The sequence below is a fragment of the Bacillus sp. 05T21 genome (genome assembly GCF_056396785.1).
Window position 1 is genome coordinate 589,186 of record NZ_JBFTMD010000001.1, and the last position, 16,133, is coordinate 605,318.

Below are 16,133 nucleotides of genomic sequence, written 5' to 3' on the forward strand. Positions count from 1 at the left end.
ACCTTTATCTAATTCTTATTTAGCTCTTTTTGAATTTCTTGCTTCAATAAAAATAAAGCTGTTTGATAGTCTTGTGGGTCGATTAGCTGTGATTGATTTAATTCACGCAATTCATCTTGCATTAATTGTAAATCTGCAATTCGATCACCCGTATAAATAATCGTACCAAATTTCTTTAGCAATTGCTGAATATCATAAATAGATACCATTTCATCACCCTCTATGCTCACTTACTATAAAAAATTATAATAAGAAAACGTTCACATATTTTATTATAATCACGAAGAAAAAGTCTCGTCAATTTTTATTTGTCTATACAAGCCCATTTTTAACCATTGTTCCTTTTTCTGTAATAATTTTTTCTACATTTTTATCAAATGGCTCTACTGGAATATGTTCTACCATTTGAAAACTATAAGCTAATGATAGCGCTTTCCCTTTATAATGCACGAGATAACGATCATAATAGCCACCACCATATCCAATCCGTTCTCCTCGCTCTGTATAAGCTACGCCTGGCACGATTTGAAGATCAATTTCATCTGCATTCACTTCTTCCGTAAGCGCTGGAATTGGTTCACGTAAATTCATATACACTGTTTCTAATTGATCAAAATTACTAATTTTCCGGAAAGACATCGTTCGTGTTCCTTTATTACACTTCGGAACAACAACTTTCTTTCCTTCTTCCCAAGCTTTTTCGATAATAGGATATGTATTCACTTCATTTTCCATTGAGAGGGTGATTCCAATTGTTTTAGCTTCAACCCACTCTTTTTGCGCATACAACGAAGCTGCAATTTGCTCTGATAAAGTTGTATACCGTTCTTCTGATAAAGAATTCATGTGTTCTATTATTTGTTTACGTAAACGTAGTTTCTCTTCTCTCACACATTTTCCCCCTCACAGTGACACTTTGCTCTACGATGATAGTGTATCACTTTTAACAGAGGAACCGAATAAAAAAAGAAACAGTAGGAAAATATTCCTACTGCTTACTTTGTTTCACGGTGTAACGTAGACTTCTTGTCACGCTTGCAATACTTTTTAAGCTCGATACGCTCAGCGTTGTTACGTTTGTTTTTCTTTGAGATATAGTTACGATCTCCGCATTCTGTACATGCTAGAGTAATATTCACACGCATTCTTATTTCCCTCCAGTACTAATAACTTAAATCAGACTATACTATAATACCACTTTTAAAATAAAAATTCTACACCTTTTGATATTGTCTAATTTTTTCTATAAGATTTTTCATGTTTTCCCTTGCTATTACTGGGTTTCTAGCATGCGAATACACTAAAAATTTCGGTTGTTTTGTGTCAGAAACGATATAAGACCACTCTTTTTCGGTATATTTGAACTGTACTCCTTCAAATATACCTTCTGCCTTTCTTTCCATATCAGCCAATAATTTCCTCATTATTTTCCCTTTTTCATTCCATGAACATACAACTTCATCACAAAGTAGATAGAGCGGAGGTGATTGCTCTACTATGCTGAGAAATGTTTTTCCCTGCAATGCTATTAGCTCGAATAATTTTCCAATTCGATATAAAATATCTCGCTTCCATCTCGCTTGAAACGACTTTTTTTCATCCTGCGTATAAAATAGAAGGTAACATTCTCCTAATTTCAAAGACATCGGGTAAATATTTCCTGCCGATTCAAGTAATAAATCTGGAATATCTACCTCTTCAAAATCTGTTCCCTGGTAAATATTACTATGATTATCATATAACTCGAAATAATTTCCTTGCTCTGAAAACATAAGTGCCATATTTGCTTTACTTGATTTCATCAAGGCTTTCACATGATGCTTTTGTTCGCCCGCATAAATCCATGTAACTGTGCATCCGAGCCTTTGCAAAAAAATCATAAGTAAATGTTGTAACATATCATTTCTCTTATTAATAAGAAGATGAAACTTCTGTTTTTGTATCGTTTCAATATCAATACGCTCTAACACAGCTTCTACATAATTATTTGCAGAAACGTGAACTAGCTTATTTCGCCCCAGTTCTTTCTCAGAAGCGTAATAAAACGACTCAGACATATATACTTGTTCTATCTCTTTTTGCTGCTTATACGTTAAAAACGAGCCCTCCTTGCCATACAGTTGTATAACAATCCCTCTTTCGCTTTCCATTTGAACGAAAACTCCACCTGCACATTGCAAATTATGAATGGCATACTGAAAAAGCGACTCATTCATTTCTTTACATTCCATCGTATGAATCCCGCTGCCATGAATGGCATGGAGGAATAAATTTTTAAAGGAAGTTGTTTCTATATTTTCCTGACTTCCAATCAATATACTCTCCCCCTTGGCAAAAAGAGATCCATAAGCCATTGCAACTTTCACAATAAATTGAGGAGTAATTTCAACATTACCCCTTCCTACAATTCGGCTTTTTTGTAACCATCCTGCACTCTTTTCACTCTCTTTAACACCGGCAGAACCTACTATCGAATGACTATCTATCTCCTTATATGGCCATATTTTTCCTTTTTGCTTAATTACTGTACTTTTCCCTATATGACAATGATCCGCTACAATACTTTTTTGAAAAAGTGTAACATCATCTTCGACCATTGTATGATCTCCTATTGTTGTTTCTAACAACTCACAATTTTTTCCTATATGAGAATTTGCAAAAATGATGCTTTTTTGAAGATGAGAATAACTTGAAACGATACTATTTTTCCCGATAATAGAGTACGGTTCAATTACAGCCCCTGCACCAATCATTGCTCCTTCTCCAATAAAAGAAGGGCCATGAATTTTCGTCCCTTTTCCTATCGTTACACCTTCTCCCATCCACACCATCGGTAATACTTCTGTATATGGAATAGGCACCTTCAATTTTTTCGTCAACAAATCGAATTGAGCTTGCCGATATTGATCAAATGTACCAATATCTAGCCAATAGTCTTCTGATAAATATGCAAATAAAGCATTTTTATTTGCCAATAAAGGAAACACATCATGACTGAAATCCGAAAATTCCATGGATGGTATGTAAGAAAAGATTTCTGGCTCCATTATATAAATACCTGTATTCACAATATTAGAAACTACCTCATTCCAGCTCGGCTTTTCTATATATCGTATAATTTCTTGTTCTTTATTCATTACAACTAAGCCAAATGAGAGTGGGTTTTCTACTTCTTTCACAAACATCGTTACCATTCTCTTCTTCTGTTCATGAAATGCAATTCCTTCTGATAATTGAAAGTCAGTTAGTGCATCCCCACTAATAACAACAAATGTTTCATCTAAAAAACTTTCGGCTTGCTTAATACTCCCTGCTGTTCCAAGCGGAGGAGAATCTTCAAAATAATACAAGTTAACTCCCCACTTACTACCATCACCAAAGTATCGCTTAATAGCGGTACTCATATATTGAACTGTAATTGCAATTTCACGAATACCATGCTGACGTAATAATTCAATATTATATTCAAGAACTGGTTTTTCTAACAATGGTAACATCGGTTTTGGAGTATTACATGTTAATGGTCTAAGGCGTCTCCCTTTTCCTCCAGCTAAAATAACCCCCTTCATATACTTCAGCCTCCACTTATATAATGTTCAAGAACTCCGTATATCATTTACCCCACATTAACTGCAGTAAAAGTCCGGTTTGGTATGATCTAACAATCAGCGAGAGACAGCCCCACTAATTAAAGCCTCACTTTATAAATAAATGTACCTTTTAACTCCCACCAAAAAGAAAGCGCTTACCATTAACTTGGTAAAATAATTAATAAGACGTAACTAACATATATGTACTTATTTTTCCATTAATTATGATACATCTTATCATCATAGACTAAAGGAAACAACGAGCTTTTTTTGTCATGTTTTGACTAAAAAAAGCAGGTGATTTCTCATCACCTACTTTTCCCCCTACTCATTCAATAAATAATGCTTTCCTTTTACTACATAAAATACATTCTCGGCAATATTTGTAACATGGTCTGCTACACGCTCAATATATCTTGCAACAAAGGATAGTTGTGTAATTTGTGTAATCGCTTCTGGTTGTCCAGGGATAGATGAAATAAATTCACGAATCGCCTTCCCATAAATTTCATCAACTGAATCATCCATTTCAGCAATTTGTTTAGCAAAAGTTAAATTTTCTTGCTCATATGCTTCTAATGCTAAATTTAACATCTTATGAGCAATCTCAAACATTTCCTCAAGATTATGCAAACTAACAACCACTTCTTTTTCACCAAGACGAATTGTTGATTTCGCAATATTAACAGCATGGTCTGCAATACGTTCTAAATCTGTCGCTGTTTTAATTGAAATGAAAATTCTTCTTAAATCACTTGCTACAGGCTGCTGCTTTGTAATAAGCATAAGCGCAAGGTCATTTATTTCCTCTTCTAAATTATCCATGCGATAATCCCCATCAATGACTTCTAACGCTTTCTCTACATCCCTGTTGTGAAGACCTTCCATAGCAATCAATAAAGCTCCACTTGCTAACTCACCAAGCTCGATCACCTTTTGCTGTAACGTTTTTAAATCACATTGAAACTGTTCTCTTACCATCATTTCTTCCCCCTCAATATTATGTGCCATTTTATATAAATCCCCTACCCAGCCTCTTGTATGTTTATTAAGCCTTGAGAAAAGAGAAATATTACTCCCCTATTTAAAATGAGGTGAAAATGAGAAATGCCCTCTGTTAAGAGGGCATTTACTCTTAGCCTTGCTAGCGATATCAACCAAATCGTCCTGTAATGTAGTCTTCTGTACGCTTATCTGCAGGTGTTGTAAATAATTTGTTCGTATCTGTATATTCCACAACTTCTCCACTTAAGAAGAAAGCAGTTTTATCTGAAATTCGTGCTGCTTGTTGCATGTTGTGCGTTACGATAACAATACTAAAATCTTTCTTTAACTCCTGAATTAATTCTTCTACTTTTGATGTTGAAATTGGATCTAGCGCCGATGTTGGCTCATCCATTAAAATTACGTCTGGCTCAATCGCTAAGCAGCGTGCAATGCATAGACGTTGTTGCTGACCACCAGATAAACCGTATGCATTATCATGCAAACGATCTTTTAACTCATCCCAAATAGCTGCGCCGCGCAAGCTATTTTCAACAATTTCATCAAGTGTTTTTTTGTCACGAACACCATGGATTTTCGGACCATATGCTACATTTTCATAAATAGATTTTGGGAATGGATTTGGCTTTTGGAACACCATACCCACATGCGTACGTAATTCTTCAACCGGATATGATTTATCAAATATGTTTCGTTCTCTATATTCGATAACGCCCGTAGTTCGAACGATAGGCACTAACTCTACCATACGATTTAGCGTTTTTAAGTATGTTGATTTCCCACAACCACTTGGACCGATAATCGCTGTTACTTCATTCTCATGAATACTTAAGTTGATATCTTTTAAAGCATGGTCTTCTCCGTACCATAAATTTAAATTTTTCGTATCAAATACTATTTTTTTTGGTGCTGTCTCAATCTTTTTCTCATTTTTCACCTGTACATTTACTACTGTTGCTACCATTTGAATTCCCCTTTCATCCACTTCCAACTTATTTTCGATTTCGTAACCATAAGACAAATATATTTATAAAGAGCAACAATCCTAGCAAAACAATCATCCCAGCTGCTGCTACATACTGAAATTCTTCTTGTGGTCTACTCATCCAATTAAAAATTTGAATTGGTAAAACCGTAAATCTATCAAACATACTGAACGGAACATAATTTGCAAAGGCAAGGGCCCCAATAACTAATAATGGTGCTGCCTCACCAATTGCTCTCGATACCGCTAACGTACATCCCGTTACAATCCCTGGCAAAGCGACTGGCAATACAATTTGATACATCGTTTGCCATTTCGTAGCACCTAATCCGTAAGAAGCCTCTAGTAATGAGCTCGGCACAGTTCGAATCGCTTCTTGACTAGCTACAACAACAGTTGGTAAGACGAGTAAACTCATCGTCAGTGCCGCTGCCATTATGCTCTCTCCCAAATGGAGAGCGTATACGAAAATAGTTAATCCGAGTAAACCAAACACAACGGAAGGTACCCCTGCTAATGTTTGATTATTTAATTCAATTAACTTTTTAAAAACGGACTCCTTCGCATAATGCTCTAAATAAAGAGCTGTTCCGACTCCAAATATAAAAGAGACTGGTATAACAATGCTCATAAATAGTATTGTTCCTGACAAAGCAGCGACAATCCCAGCTTCTCTCGGATTACGTGAGGCGAAGTTTGTAAAGAAATCTATTGAAAGATAACTTATACCTTTTTCAAAAATTTGAAAAAGCAATATAAAAAGTATTACTACTGAAAACAAAATTGCTATATAAAACAAACACTTGTAAATCCGATCCTTTAAAAAACGCGATGCCATATTTTCTTGTATGTTCTTATGGTTTAACATTCGCATATTATGTCAACCTCCTAAAACGGCGCATAATATATTGCGAAATGATATTCATAATAAAAGTAAACATAAATAACGTTGCACCTACAGCATACATGCTGTAATAAGTAATCGTTCCGTGCGGAGCATCACCTAAACTCACTTGTACAATATAGGCTGTTAATGTTTGAATAGAATGAGTCGGATCTATCGATACATTAGGTGTTGATCCAGCTGCAATAACAACAATCATCGTTTCACCAATTGCCCTGGAAGCTGCTAATATAATCGCTGCCATTATGCCCGTAAAAGCCGATGGAAACACCACTTGTTTTACCATCTCAAAACGAGTTGCTCCTAGCGCTAATGAGGCTTCTTTAATTCCTTTCGCTACAGCTCTCATCGCATCTTCAGAGAGAGATGCAATCGTCGGTATCATCATAAACCCTATAACAATACCTGGACTAATAGCATTAAAAAACTGCAAATCTGGTATAACCCGTTGTAAAAGTGGTGTGACAACTGTTAACGCGAAAAAACCATATACAATTGTCGGGATGCCTGCTAGTAGCTCTAACAACGGTTTTAATATTTTCCGAGCGCCATTCGAAGCGTATTCGCTTAAAAACACGGCACAACCTAAACCAATAGGAATTGCTACGAACATGGCAATTGCTGTTACAAGGATTGTTCCACATATAAGTGGTAATATACCGAATTTTGGATCTTCAAAAAAAGGTAACCATTCCTTCTCTGTCAAAAAAGAATACAATGATATCTTTTGAAAAAACATGATTGTTTCATTTGCCAACGTAATAATAATTCCAAGTGTCGTTACAATGGACACGCTAGCAATGGCTTTTAGTATTAACGGAACAATTCGATTGATTCGCTGCGTTTTTTTTCTTCTATTTGTATTTCTCTCAATCAAATGTTGTACAGAAAATGTAATTTGACTTTTGTCTTTATGAGCCAAAGATGAAAACCCCTCTCCACCCTGACATTACCTTTTTATTTCTGTTAACATTCGCAGCTGTTCATTATATTTTTCTTTTGGTAATTTTACATATCCGACCTCTTCAGCAAGGCTTCCAACATGCTTAATCATAAACTCAACATAATTTGCTACATTAATTTTATTTCTGATAGATGCATGATTCACATACGTAAATAGCGGCCTAGATAATGGCTTATACGTACCCGACTGAATGGTCTCTTTCGTTGGAAATACACCATCCACCTGTATTGCTTTTACCTTATCTCGATTGGCCATATAATAAGCATATCCTACAAAAGCAATGGCATTTTTATCATTCATTACCCCTTGCATAATAACTTGATCGTCTTCAGACAAAGAAACCGTTTTTACAAGGCGATTATTTTGTAAGACAACATTTTGGAAATAATCATAAGTACCAGAGTCTACGCCTGGCGCATAAAATTTAACTTGTTCACGAGGCCATGATGAATGAATTTGTGACCATCGTTTCAATCTTCCATTTTCACTCCATAATAGACGTAACTCGTCTATCGTCATATTGTTTACCCACGTATTTTGACGATTCACAACAATCGTTAGACCGTCATAAGCAACCTCAAATGGTGTAAATTGAATGAATTTTTTCTGCATTGCTTTTTCTTCTACCGGTTTCATCAATCTCGAAGCATTGTTTATATCTACTTCTCCTTTACTGAAACGATTAAATCCTCCCCCTGTCCCAGAAATACTAATAGAAATTTTCACGTTTGGATGGGCCTTTGTATATTCCTCTGCTACTGCCTCTATAATGGGGAAAACCGTTGAGGATCCATCAACTCTCACTTCTCCCATTTCATTTGTAGCGAATGCAGTAGACATATTAAAACAAAGGAAACATGTCGATAATGTCAAAACTTTAATCGATGTGCTCATCCATTTCACGTGTTCTTCCTCCTAGAAGTAACCGGAAATAACAGGATTACAGATATAAGAATACTGCTAAACTATTAATTCGGTTTTAATTATTTGTAAAAGTTTTGTAAAGTCCCACAAAAACAACTGTATACACAAACTTTATTTTCACTTTTGTACTTTAGATGCAGGAAATTTTCTAATCATCCATAAAGCGAAACTTTAATTAGTGGGGGTTTTGTTCATCCCCCCACTGATTATTAGCCCTCACCAATCGGGCGTTTACGGGCAGCAGGGCTCCCACCTAACTTCTTTGCTCCAGCTGAATTTTGAGGTGGGAGTTTTAACGCCCTCAAATGCGGGATAAAACTGCTATCGCCTATCACACACAACAAACTTAGAGCGTATGCACTAATCTTGTTGCGTTCATCGTTTTTGAAACTACATGTTTTTTCAATATTTTATGCTTGTCCACATTTACTAAACCATATGCGTAAGGCATAAAAAAAAGCACACTATCTTTTCAGATAGTGTGCTTTTTTTACAACTTTTTTATTCATCATCTTGATTTTTATTTTTTTTCGCTTTTTCATCTTGCGGAGCTTCACCAGTTAATGCTTGGTTTTTCAAATCAAAGTAAGCATCCATAATTTCACGACTGATATATCCATTAATCCCTGTTTTATCATCATGTACCCATGGCACAACAACAGAAAATGCTACTTCTGGATCTTCAAGTGGCGCATAACCTACTAATGTTAAGTTATATGTTTCAACACGCTCACCCTTTGCATTTCTACCAATCTCTTTATCTCCGCCATATACAGTTTGAGCTGTACCTGTTTTCCCAGCGGCTTTATACGGTGCACCTGCAAAGTATTTTGTAGCTGTACCACCTGTATCGTTAAACACTTGTCTAAATCCTTCTTGAACACGTTTAATTTGTGATTCAGGCATATCAACACGATTTAATACTTTCGGTTCCATGGATTGAACAACTTTTCCAACTTCCTCTGGCTTCGCCGATGGCTGACGAATTTCCTTTACAACTTGGGGTTGCATACGATATCCACCATTTGCAATCGTCGAAATATATTGCGCTAATTGAAGCGGTGTATACGTATCATACTGCCCGATTGATAAATCTAATAAGAAACCTGGTTGATTTCCTTTACCTATTTGACCAGCAGTTTCATTTGGCAAATCAATTCCTGTTTTCACACCAAGTCCAAACTGACCAAAATAGTAACGCATAGTATCGAATGCACTTTTCGGAATATCTAACGTACCGCCTCGTACATATGGAACCCCAGCGATATTCATCGCTGTTTTAAACATATAAACGTTTGAAGACTGTTTTAACGCTGTTAGGTCATTAATATACCCCATCTGTTTCCAAGATGACTTCGTAGGTGTCCCTTTTAATTTAATCGGTTCATCATACTGTACAGCTCCAGGTTGAATCGCACCAGTTTGATACCCCGTAAGTACTGTCGCACCTTTTACAGTTGAACCCATCGGATAAGAACTTGTCATCGTTCCTAATGCAAAATCATCTACTTTCGTTTCCCCGTCTTTATTCACTAATTGTTTCCCCGCCATAGATAAAACTTCACCATTTTTCGGGTTCATCATTACAACGAATGCACGGTCTAAAAGAGGCTCGCTCCCTTTAAATCTCATTAAGTTTTTTGTAAGAATTTCTTCTACGCGCTTTTGTAATTTCATATCAATCGTTAAATTCAGATCATTACCTCGTTGTCCTTGTGACACATTAATAGTTTCTAAAATATTACCGTCTTTATCTGTAACATTTCTAACTTCAGCTTTTGTGCCGTGTAAACTATCTTCGTACTGTTGCTCAAGGTAACTTTTTCCTACGCGATCGTTACGATTATAATCACGAACAAGATAGTGATCTAATCTTTCTCTCGGTAACCCTTCATCAGAAGAAGTTACACCACCAAGTACACTTCGGAACATATCGTCATACTTATATTTTCGCTCCCAGTCAACATTTGTATCTACACCTGGTAATTTCGCTAAATTTTCACTAATAATCGCGTATTCTTCCGGTGTTGCATTTTTTTTAACGATTTGCGGCGTCATTGCATATCCGCTTTCCATCTTACTTTTGATCGCCAATATTTCTAAATCTTTTGCTGACAGTTGATTAATCTCTTCTTCTGTTACACGATTTCGTTGACGTTCATCTAGTTCTTTATCGTCAATTTTATTCACTTTAAACTCTTCACGATCTTTTTTTGTGATTTTTGCTTCTGCTTCTTCTTTATGTAAAGCAAGCCAATAATCTTTCTTATCGCGATCTGTTAACTTATCTGTTGGGACTTCAATTAAATCTGCTAACTTTTTCGCCGTCTCTAAGCGATCTGCTGCAGTTGATCCCTTCATTTTTGTAAATGTAATTGTACGAATAGGCTCATTATCTACGACCGCTTCTCCATTACGATCAAATATTTTCCCGCGTGGTACAGGATTACTTATCGTTGAGTTTTCTTTTTTCTCAACTTCATTTTTATATTCCTCACCACGAACAATTTGTACGTATCCAAGCCTTACAATAACCGCGGAGAACATTAAAAACACGCAAAAAAACAACACGTTTAACCGAAAAGGAACGTGGGTCTTTTTCTTTTGTTGTTTCTGCTTCTTGCTCATACAAACCCCCTCTACCAACAGCTATGTAATGTGAAAGGGACACCTTCATACAGGTGCCCTCACTGCTGTCTTACATCTTTTTCTATTCTAGCATAAAACACGCGATAAGTTAACCTTCTGGTTCAGTTTGATTCTGCGTGCTTCCTTGCGCTACAACACTGGTTTTGTTCACATTCCCCTCATCATATTTGACATTTTTAACTGCAAAATAAATAAGAAAATGTCCAGCTCCTAAAATACATAATAAGAAAGGTAAACTTTTTTCAGGCGGAAAAAATATGACAGCACATAAAAAACTTAAAATGGAACAAATTCTTCCGGCATTTAACCATAATTCCCTGACCACTATATATTCTACACGCCATTCTCTCGCCTGTTTTGCTCTACCAATTACATCGTATGTCATTGAGCCGTACGGAACGAGTAAAATCGGATATGCAACCGCAATACATGCTGCATAAATAAGTAATTTCGTATATGTAACATTAAAAATAACTAAAAATACGACCGCATATAAAATAATGCCACCAAGTAAAATTGCTTTTTTTCGCCATTCTTTCTTTAACATACGAGCAACTAAATAATAGCATACAAATGATACTGCAGAATTCACTAAACTATATTTCCCTAGTGCTAACTCGCTACCAGATGCTAAATAGACATATACTGAAATAACGAAAATAAACGTTCCCTCTCTCAAACCTTGGAAGAAATGAGCGCGCGTAATTCTTCCCCAGTTTTCATCAACTTGCCGCTCTTTCAATACTTGCACAATTTCATAGCGTCCTTCACATTCCCTCTTCGATAAAAAAAAGCTTAGAACGACTGCAACCGCAAATAGCATTAACGAGAGGAAGAAAACGACAGTATAACCACTCCATTTTTCCATACGTGAAATTGTATATCCTGCCGCTATCGGTCCAATCATTCCAGAGAACGATGTAAGAAGTCCTAGAAAACCGTTAAAAAAATCTCTTGTTTCTGGTTCTGTAATCTCAAATGTTAACAAGTTAAAAGCGAGCCAATAAAAACCATAACCAACTCCTAAAAGAGCTCCCATTAATAAAATATAGTGAGATGCACTTTTTCCCGCTACTAAAACGACGATAAAAAAAACAGCTAACGTGCCTACACCGATTCTCAATAAAATCGAGCGATCAATACGTTTCGCTAATTTCCCGCCCACAAGAAATGTTAGAGGCTGCAATACAACGCTGGCCAAATTATACAAGCCCAGATTCACATAATTTTGTGTTTGCTTCCATAAATAAATGTTTACAAACGTATTCGATAAAGAAATTGCGAGCGTGTATAAACCTCCTATAACGAGCAATAATACTAAATCCCGATTCACTTCAACATCACCGATTACATGTTTCCACTTCATACACAACTCTCCTTTACTTCATTTTCTAGTCTTCCAAAGACAAGCTCAATTATGTAAAAGGAGAACATAGAAAAAAGCTAGGAGAAAACCCCCTAGCTTTTTTCTAGCTGTATTAACTTTAATTATTTTGCTTCTTGGTAAAGTTTTTCAGCAACGTTCCAATCTACAACGTTCCAGAATGCACCGATGTAGTCAGGACGACGATTTTGGTAATTTAAGTAGTAAGCATGCTCCCAAACATCTAAACCGATAACTGGAGTTTTACCTTCAGTTAGAGGAGAATCTTGGTTTGGAGTGCTTGTTACTTCTAATTCACCATTGTTTACTACTAACCAAGCCCAACCAGAACCGAAGCGAGTTGCGCCAGCTTTTGCGAATTCTGCTTTGAATGCATCGAAGCTACCGAATTTCGCTTCAATCGCAGTTGCAAGTTYGCCTACTGGTTGTCCCCCGCCGTTTGGAGATAGGATTGTCCAGAAGAATGTATGGTTAGCATGTCCGCCACCATTGTTACGTACTGCTGTACGGATTGCTTCAGGTACTTCGTTTAAGTTTGCAACTAATTCTTCAACGCTTTTGTCAGCTAATTCTGCATGACCTTCTAAAGCAGCGTTTAAGTTTGTAATATACGTGTTGTGATGTTTTGTATGATGGATGTTCATTGTTTCTTTATCAAAGTGAGGTTCTAAAGCATCATACGCATAAGGTAAATTTGGTAATTCGTGTTTTGCCATTGTTATATTCCTCCCGGTTTATGTATTGTCACTACATATGTGACCTACAACTTCATTCTACCCTAATTGCCATAGGGTGCAAACAAATAAATCGCTTTGTCTTGCTATCATTAAAGTAGCAAAATTCCCACTTCTTTTCAATTAAAATGCTCATATATTCCGAAAAAAAGCTTCCTTCTACAAGGAAGCTTCCTGCTGACATAATAAACATATGAAATGGATATGGACCCTGTAGGACTCGAACCTACGACCGGACGGTTATGAGCCGTCTGCTCTAACCAACTGAGCTAAGGGTCCACGATTATGTATGTACCATTAAAAACAACTAAATTCCAATCGGATATATCGTTTGAAAAATGTAAGATAAATTTACCATATACGAAAGAAAAGTGTCAATTGTATTTTTCTCTACTAAAAGAAGTAAATTAATAAGAAGGAATTTAGTCTTCTCTACTATATGTAAATATAATATATCTTGAGCTTCTCTAGATTCGTACGTTACAATGATTTTATACATACATAAAGGAAGTGAATCTATGTCCATTTTTACACAGCTAGCAAAAAGCGTATATTCGCCTAAAGATATGGCGCTTTTCCGTTTTCAAAAAATCGGTAAAACCATTTTGTATATTATGCTTCTTTGCCTAATCACTACTATTCCAAGAACTTTCTTGTACGGTAGCGTTATTCAAGATGGTGTTAACATGGTAAATAAAGTAATCGAAAAAGATTTACCTGATTTTAAAATTGAAAATGGCGAGCTAACAGCTGATATTGATCAACCTATCGAAAAAGAAGATGGAAATGCCCTTTTCGTATTTGATCCAAATTCAACAGACTTAGAAAAATATCAAAATAAAACAGGTTTATTTGTTTTAAAAGATAAAGTAGTCTCCATGGGGAATGGTCAAACACAAACATACTCCTACAATGACTTATTAGGCGCATCTCTTGAGAAAAAAGATTTACAAGATTTCATTTCGTTATTTGACAGTATTTATCCAATCTTATTATTCGTTATTGGGTTCTTACTGTACTTGTTCCAATTATTTATTACCTTTGTAGGAGTTACATTGCTTGCCTTCATCGGTTCTGCGATGAGCGGTCAACGCAAATTATCTTATAAACAAGTTTGGACATTAACTGCTTACAGCTACACAATTCCAACAATCTTCTTTATGATTATGGATTTATTCAAAATAAACGTACCTGGCGCAACATTCATTTACATTGCAGTTGTTTTAATCGTTCTATACTTAACAATTAAAGAAGTTCCAAAGCCGAAAGAAAAACAAGAACTATAAAAAAAATGCCTAAATAGGCATTTTTTTTTTGGACAAGCATATATTCCTAGCAAAGGAGTGAAGGATATGAAGAGATTAGGTGTACTCTTATTCGTGCTTGTCCTCGGTTATATATTTTATTACGACATAAAAATCGGTACTTTACCGATGTTAAGTTCATACAAAAAAACATCTGCTGCCCAAACGATAAAAAAAGAAAATACAGATACAAAACAAAATAAAGAGAAAGAAACAGAAAAAGAAACGGATACAGCTTATAAAGCAATCGAAGTAAAAACTGGCGATACAGTTCTTTCTATTACAGAAGCTATTAATAAGAAAAAAATTCCTTCTATTGAAAAAGTAATTGATGATTTTAAGCAATTAAATAAAAATACATCTGCTACAAAAATCCAAGTTGGAAAGTCTTATAAATTCCCCTTATATCAATAAGCAATCACTTAATCCTTGTCAATTACATAAAAGCGCTGATACAATAGTAAAAGTGAAACCGAGTACTTTGGTTTCTATAGCCCTTTCTCACACATACTATCATTGATGTAAGGGACTAAAATAAGAAACTTCTTTTATAAGGAGAGCGATCAATTCGTGAATGAAATAACTCAACGCACAAAAACACGTCCAGTTAAAGTCGGTAATTTAACAATTGGCGGTAACAATGAATTAATTATACAAAGTATGACGACAACAAAAACGCATGATGTTGAGGCTACAGTTGCTGAAATTAAACGTTTAGAAGAAGCTGGCTGTCAAGTTGTTCGTGTTGCTGTTCCAGACGAACGCGCAGCAAATGCTATTGCTGATATTAAAAAACAAATCAACATTCCACTTGTTGCTGATATTCATTTTGATTACCGCCTTGCTTTAAAAGCAATCGAAGGCGGCATTGATAAAGTACGTATCAATCCAGGTAACATTGGACGTCGCCATAAAGTAGAAGCTGTTGTAAATGCAGCGAAAGAGCGTGGCATTCCAATCCGTATCGGTGTAAATGCCGGCTCATTAGAACGTCATATTTTAGAAAAGTATGGATATCCAACTGCTGATGGTATGGTTGAGAGCGCACTGCACCATATTAAAATTTTAGAGGACTTAGATTTCCACGATATTATCGTATCAATGAAAGCCTCTGATGTTAACTTAGCAATTGAAGCATACGAAAAAGCTGCTCGCGCTTTTGATTATCCATTACATTTAGGTATTACAGAATCAGGAACATTGTTTGCTGGGACTGTAAAAAGCGCCGCCGGTCTTGGAGCAATTTTAAGTAAAGGCATCGGAAATACACTTCGTATCTCTTTAAGCGCTGATCCAGTTGAAGAAGTAAAAGTTGCACGTGAACTATTAAAATCATTCGGTCTTGCATCTAATGCCGCAACACTTATTTCTTGTCCAACTTGTGGTCGTATTGAAATCGACCTAATTAGCATTGCTAATGAAGTCGAAGAATACATCTCCACACTTAAAGTTCCAATTAAGGTTGCAGTACTCGGCTGTGCCGTAAACGGTCCCGGTGAAGCTCGTGAAGCTGACATCGGTATTGCCGGTGCACGCGGAGAAGGTTTATTATTCCGTAAAGGGCAAGTCGTTCGTAAAGTACCAGAAGAAACAATGGTAGAAGAACTGAAAAAAGAAATTGATGTAATCGCTGCTGAAATGGCTGCCGAACGAGAAAAAGAAAAAGAAAAAGAAAAACAAGAACAATAAA

General features: G+C 36.0%; 15 protein-coding genes and 1 tRNA gene. 3 read left to right on the forward strand and 13 right to left on the reverse strand.

Annotation, left to right across the window (positions count from 1 at the left end; translation table 11 throughout):
- Nucleotides 1-8: 8 nt before the first annotated feature.
- From AC1DKZ_RS03155 to AC1DKZ_RS03215, 13 genes are all read right to left on the reverse strand, one after another.
- Nucleotides 9-209: a YqgQ family protein gene (locus AC1DKZ_RS03155; RefSeq protein WP_000253699.1), complete on the reverse strand. Its 201-nt coding sequence runs from the start codon at nucleotides 207-209 to the stop codon at nucleotides 9-11.
- A gap of 103 nt (nucleotides 210-312) precedes the next feature.
- A complete protein-coding gene (locus AC1DKZ_RS03160) occupies nucleotides 313-891 on the reverse strand; it encodes a 5-formyltetrahydrofolate cyclo-ligase (RefSeq protein ID WP_002034038.1) in 579 nt (192 codons plus the stop codon).
- Nucleotides 892-995: 104 nt separating this feature from the next.
- A complete protein-coding gene (rpmG, locus tag AC1DKZ_RS03165) occupies nucleotides 996-1,145 on the reverse strand; it encodes a 50S ribosomal protein L33 (protein ID WP_001265616.1) in 150 nt (49 codons plus the stop codon).
- Nucleotides 1,146-1,214: 69 nt separating this feature from the next.
- Nucleotides 1,215-3,569, reverse strand: coding sequence for a sugar phosphate nucleotidyltransferase (locus AC1DKZ_RS03170; protein WP_476995636.1), 2,355 nt, complete (start codon nucleotides 3,567-3,569; stop codon nucleotides 1,215-1,217).
- 345 nt (nucleotides 3,570-3,914) lie between these two features.
- Complete coding sequence (phoU, locus tag AC1DKZ_RS03175; protein ID WP_002015145.1) at nucleotides 3,915-4,571, reverse strand: phosphate signaling complex protein PhoU; 657 nt, start codon at nucleotides 4,569-4,571, stop codon at nucleotides 3,915-3,917.
- A 172-nt stretch (nucleotides 4,572-4,743) separates the two neighbouring features.
- Entirely contained in the window at nucleotides 4,744-5,559 is an 816-nt protein-coding gene (gene pstB / locus AC1DKZ_RS03180) for a phosphate ABC transporter ATP-binding protein (protein WP_002088644.1), read from the reverse strand.
- 28 nt (nucleotides 5,560-5,587) lie between these two features.
- The gene (pstA, locus tag AC1DKZ_RS03185; protein ID WP_002088645.1) at nucleotides 5,588-6,454 is read right to left on the reverse strand and encodes a phosphate ABC transporter permease PstA; all 867 of its coding nucleotides are present in this window, start codon (nucleotides 6,452-6,454) and stop codon (nucleotides 5,588-5,590) included.
- Between the two features lies 1 nt (nucleotide 6,455).
- Nucleotides 6,456-7,406, reverse strand: coding sequence for a phosphate ABC transporter permease subunit PstC (gene pstC / locus AC1DKZ_RS03190; RefSeq protein ID WP_476995637.1), 951 nt, complete (start codon nucleotides 7,404-7,406; stop codon nucleotides 6,456-6,458).
- A 27-nt stretch (nucleotides 7,407-7,433) separates the two neighbouring features.
- On the reverse strand, nucleotides 7,434-8,351 hold the full coding sequence (locus tag AC1DKZ_RS03195) for a PstS family phosphate ABC transporter substrate-binding protein (RefSeq protein ID WP_098635939.1): 918 nt from the start codon (nucleotides 8,349-8,351) through the stop codon (nucleotides 7,434-7,436).
- 522 nt (nucleotides 8,352-8,873) lie between these two features.
- Nucleotides 8,874-11,000 (reverse strand): peptidoglycan D,D-transpeptidase FtsI family protein, encoded by a 2,127-nt coding sequence (locus tag AC1DKZ_RS03200; protein WP_476995638.1) that lies wholly within the window; start codon nucleotides 10,998-11,000, stop codon nucleotides 8,874-8,876.
- A 109-nt stretch (nucleotides 11,001-11,109) separates the two neighbouring features.
- Nucleotides 11,110-12,387 carry an MFS transporter gene (locus AC1DKZ_RS03205; RefSeq protein WP_002015154.1) on the reverse strand — a complete coding sequence of 426 codons (1,278 nt, stop codon included), beginning with the start codon at nucleotides 12,385-12,387 and terminating at the stop codon, nucleotides 11,110-11,112.
- Between the two features lie 122 nt (nucleotides 12,388-12,509).
- Nucleotides 12,510-13,121, reverse strand: coding sequence for a superoxide dismutase [Mn] (sodA, locus tag AC1DKZ_RS03210; protein WP_476995639.1), 612 nt, complete (start codon nucleotides 13,119-13,121; stop codon nucleotides 12,510-12,512).
- Between the two features lie 223 nt (nucleotides 13,122-13,344).
- A tRNA-Ile gene (locus AC1DKZ_RS03215) sits at nucleotides 13,345-13,418 on the reverse strand.
- A gap of 239 nt (nucleotides 13,419-13,657) precedes the next feature.
- Here AC1DKZ_RS03215 and yqgB point away from each other — a divergent pair.
- From yqgB to ispG, 3 genes are all read left to right on the forward strand, one after another.
- Nucleotides 13,658-14,425, forward strand: a complete 768-nt coding sequence (gene yqgB / locus AC1DKZ_RS03220) for a protein YqgB (RefSeq protein WP_002034056.1) — start codon at nucleotides 13,658-13,660, stop codon at nucleotides 14,423-14,425.
- A gap of 66 nt (nucleotides 14,426-14,491) precedes the next feature.
- Complete coding sequence (locus AC1DKZ_RS03225) at nucleotides 14,492-14,857, forward strand: hypothetical protein (RefSeq protein ID WP_002129120.1); 366 nt, start codon at nucleotides 14,492-14,494, stop codon at nucleotides 14,855-14,857.
- A gap of 156 nt (nucleotides 14,858-15,013) precedes the next feature.
- Nucleotides 15,014-16,132, forward strand: coding sequence for a flavodoxin-dependent (E)-4-hydroxy-3-methylbut-2-enyl-diphosphate synthase (ispG, locus tag AC1DKZ_RS03230; protein ID WP_404454054.1), 1,119 nt, complete (start codon nucleotides 15,014-15,016; stop codon nucleotides 16,130-16,132).
- Nucleotide 16,133 lies beyond the last annotated feature (1 nt).

Bases quoted from the DNA above. Each gene is read 5' to 3' on its own strand.
- AC1DKZ_RS03155 (WP_000253699.1), bottom strand. From the start codon at position 209: ATGGTATCTATTTATGATATTCAGCAATTGCTAAAGAAATTTGGTACG.
- rpmG (WP_001265616.1), bottom strand. From the start codon at position 1,145: ATGCGTGTGAATATTACTCTAGCATGTACAGAATGCGGAGATCGTAAC.
- AC1DKZ_RS03170 (WP_476995636.1), bottom strand. From the start codon at position 3,569: ATGAAGGGGGTTATTTTAGCTGGAGGAAAAGGGAGACGCCTTAGACCA.
- phoU (WP_002015145.1), bottom strand. From the start codon at position 4,571: ATGGTAAGAGAACAGTTTCAATGTGATTTAAAAACGTTACAGCAAAAG.
- pstB (WP_002088644.1), bottom strand. From the start codon at position 5,559: ATGGTAGCAACAGTAGTAAATGTACAGGTGAAAAATGAGAAAAAGATT.
- pstA (WP_002088645.1), bottom strand. From the start codon at position 6,454: ATGCGAATGTTAAACCATAAGAACATACAAGAAAATATGGCATCGCGT.
- AC1DKZ_RS03200 (WP_476995638.1), bottom strand. From the start codon at position 11,000: ATGAGCAAGAAGCAGAAACAACAAAAGAAAAAGACCCACGTTCCTTTT.
- AC1DKZ_RS03205 (WP_002015154.1), bottom strand. From the start codon at position 12,387: ATGAAGTGGAAACATGTAATCGGTGATGTTGAAGTGAATCGGGATTTA.
- yqgB (WP_002034056.1), top strand. From the start codon at position 13,658: ATGTCCATTTTTACACAGCTAGCAAAAAGCGTATATTCGCCTAAAGAT.
- AC1DKZ_RS03225 (WP_002129120.1), top strand. From the start codon at position 14,492: ATGAAGAGATTAGGTGTACTCTTATTCGTGCTTGTCCTCGGTTATATA.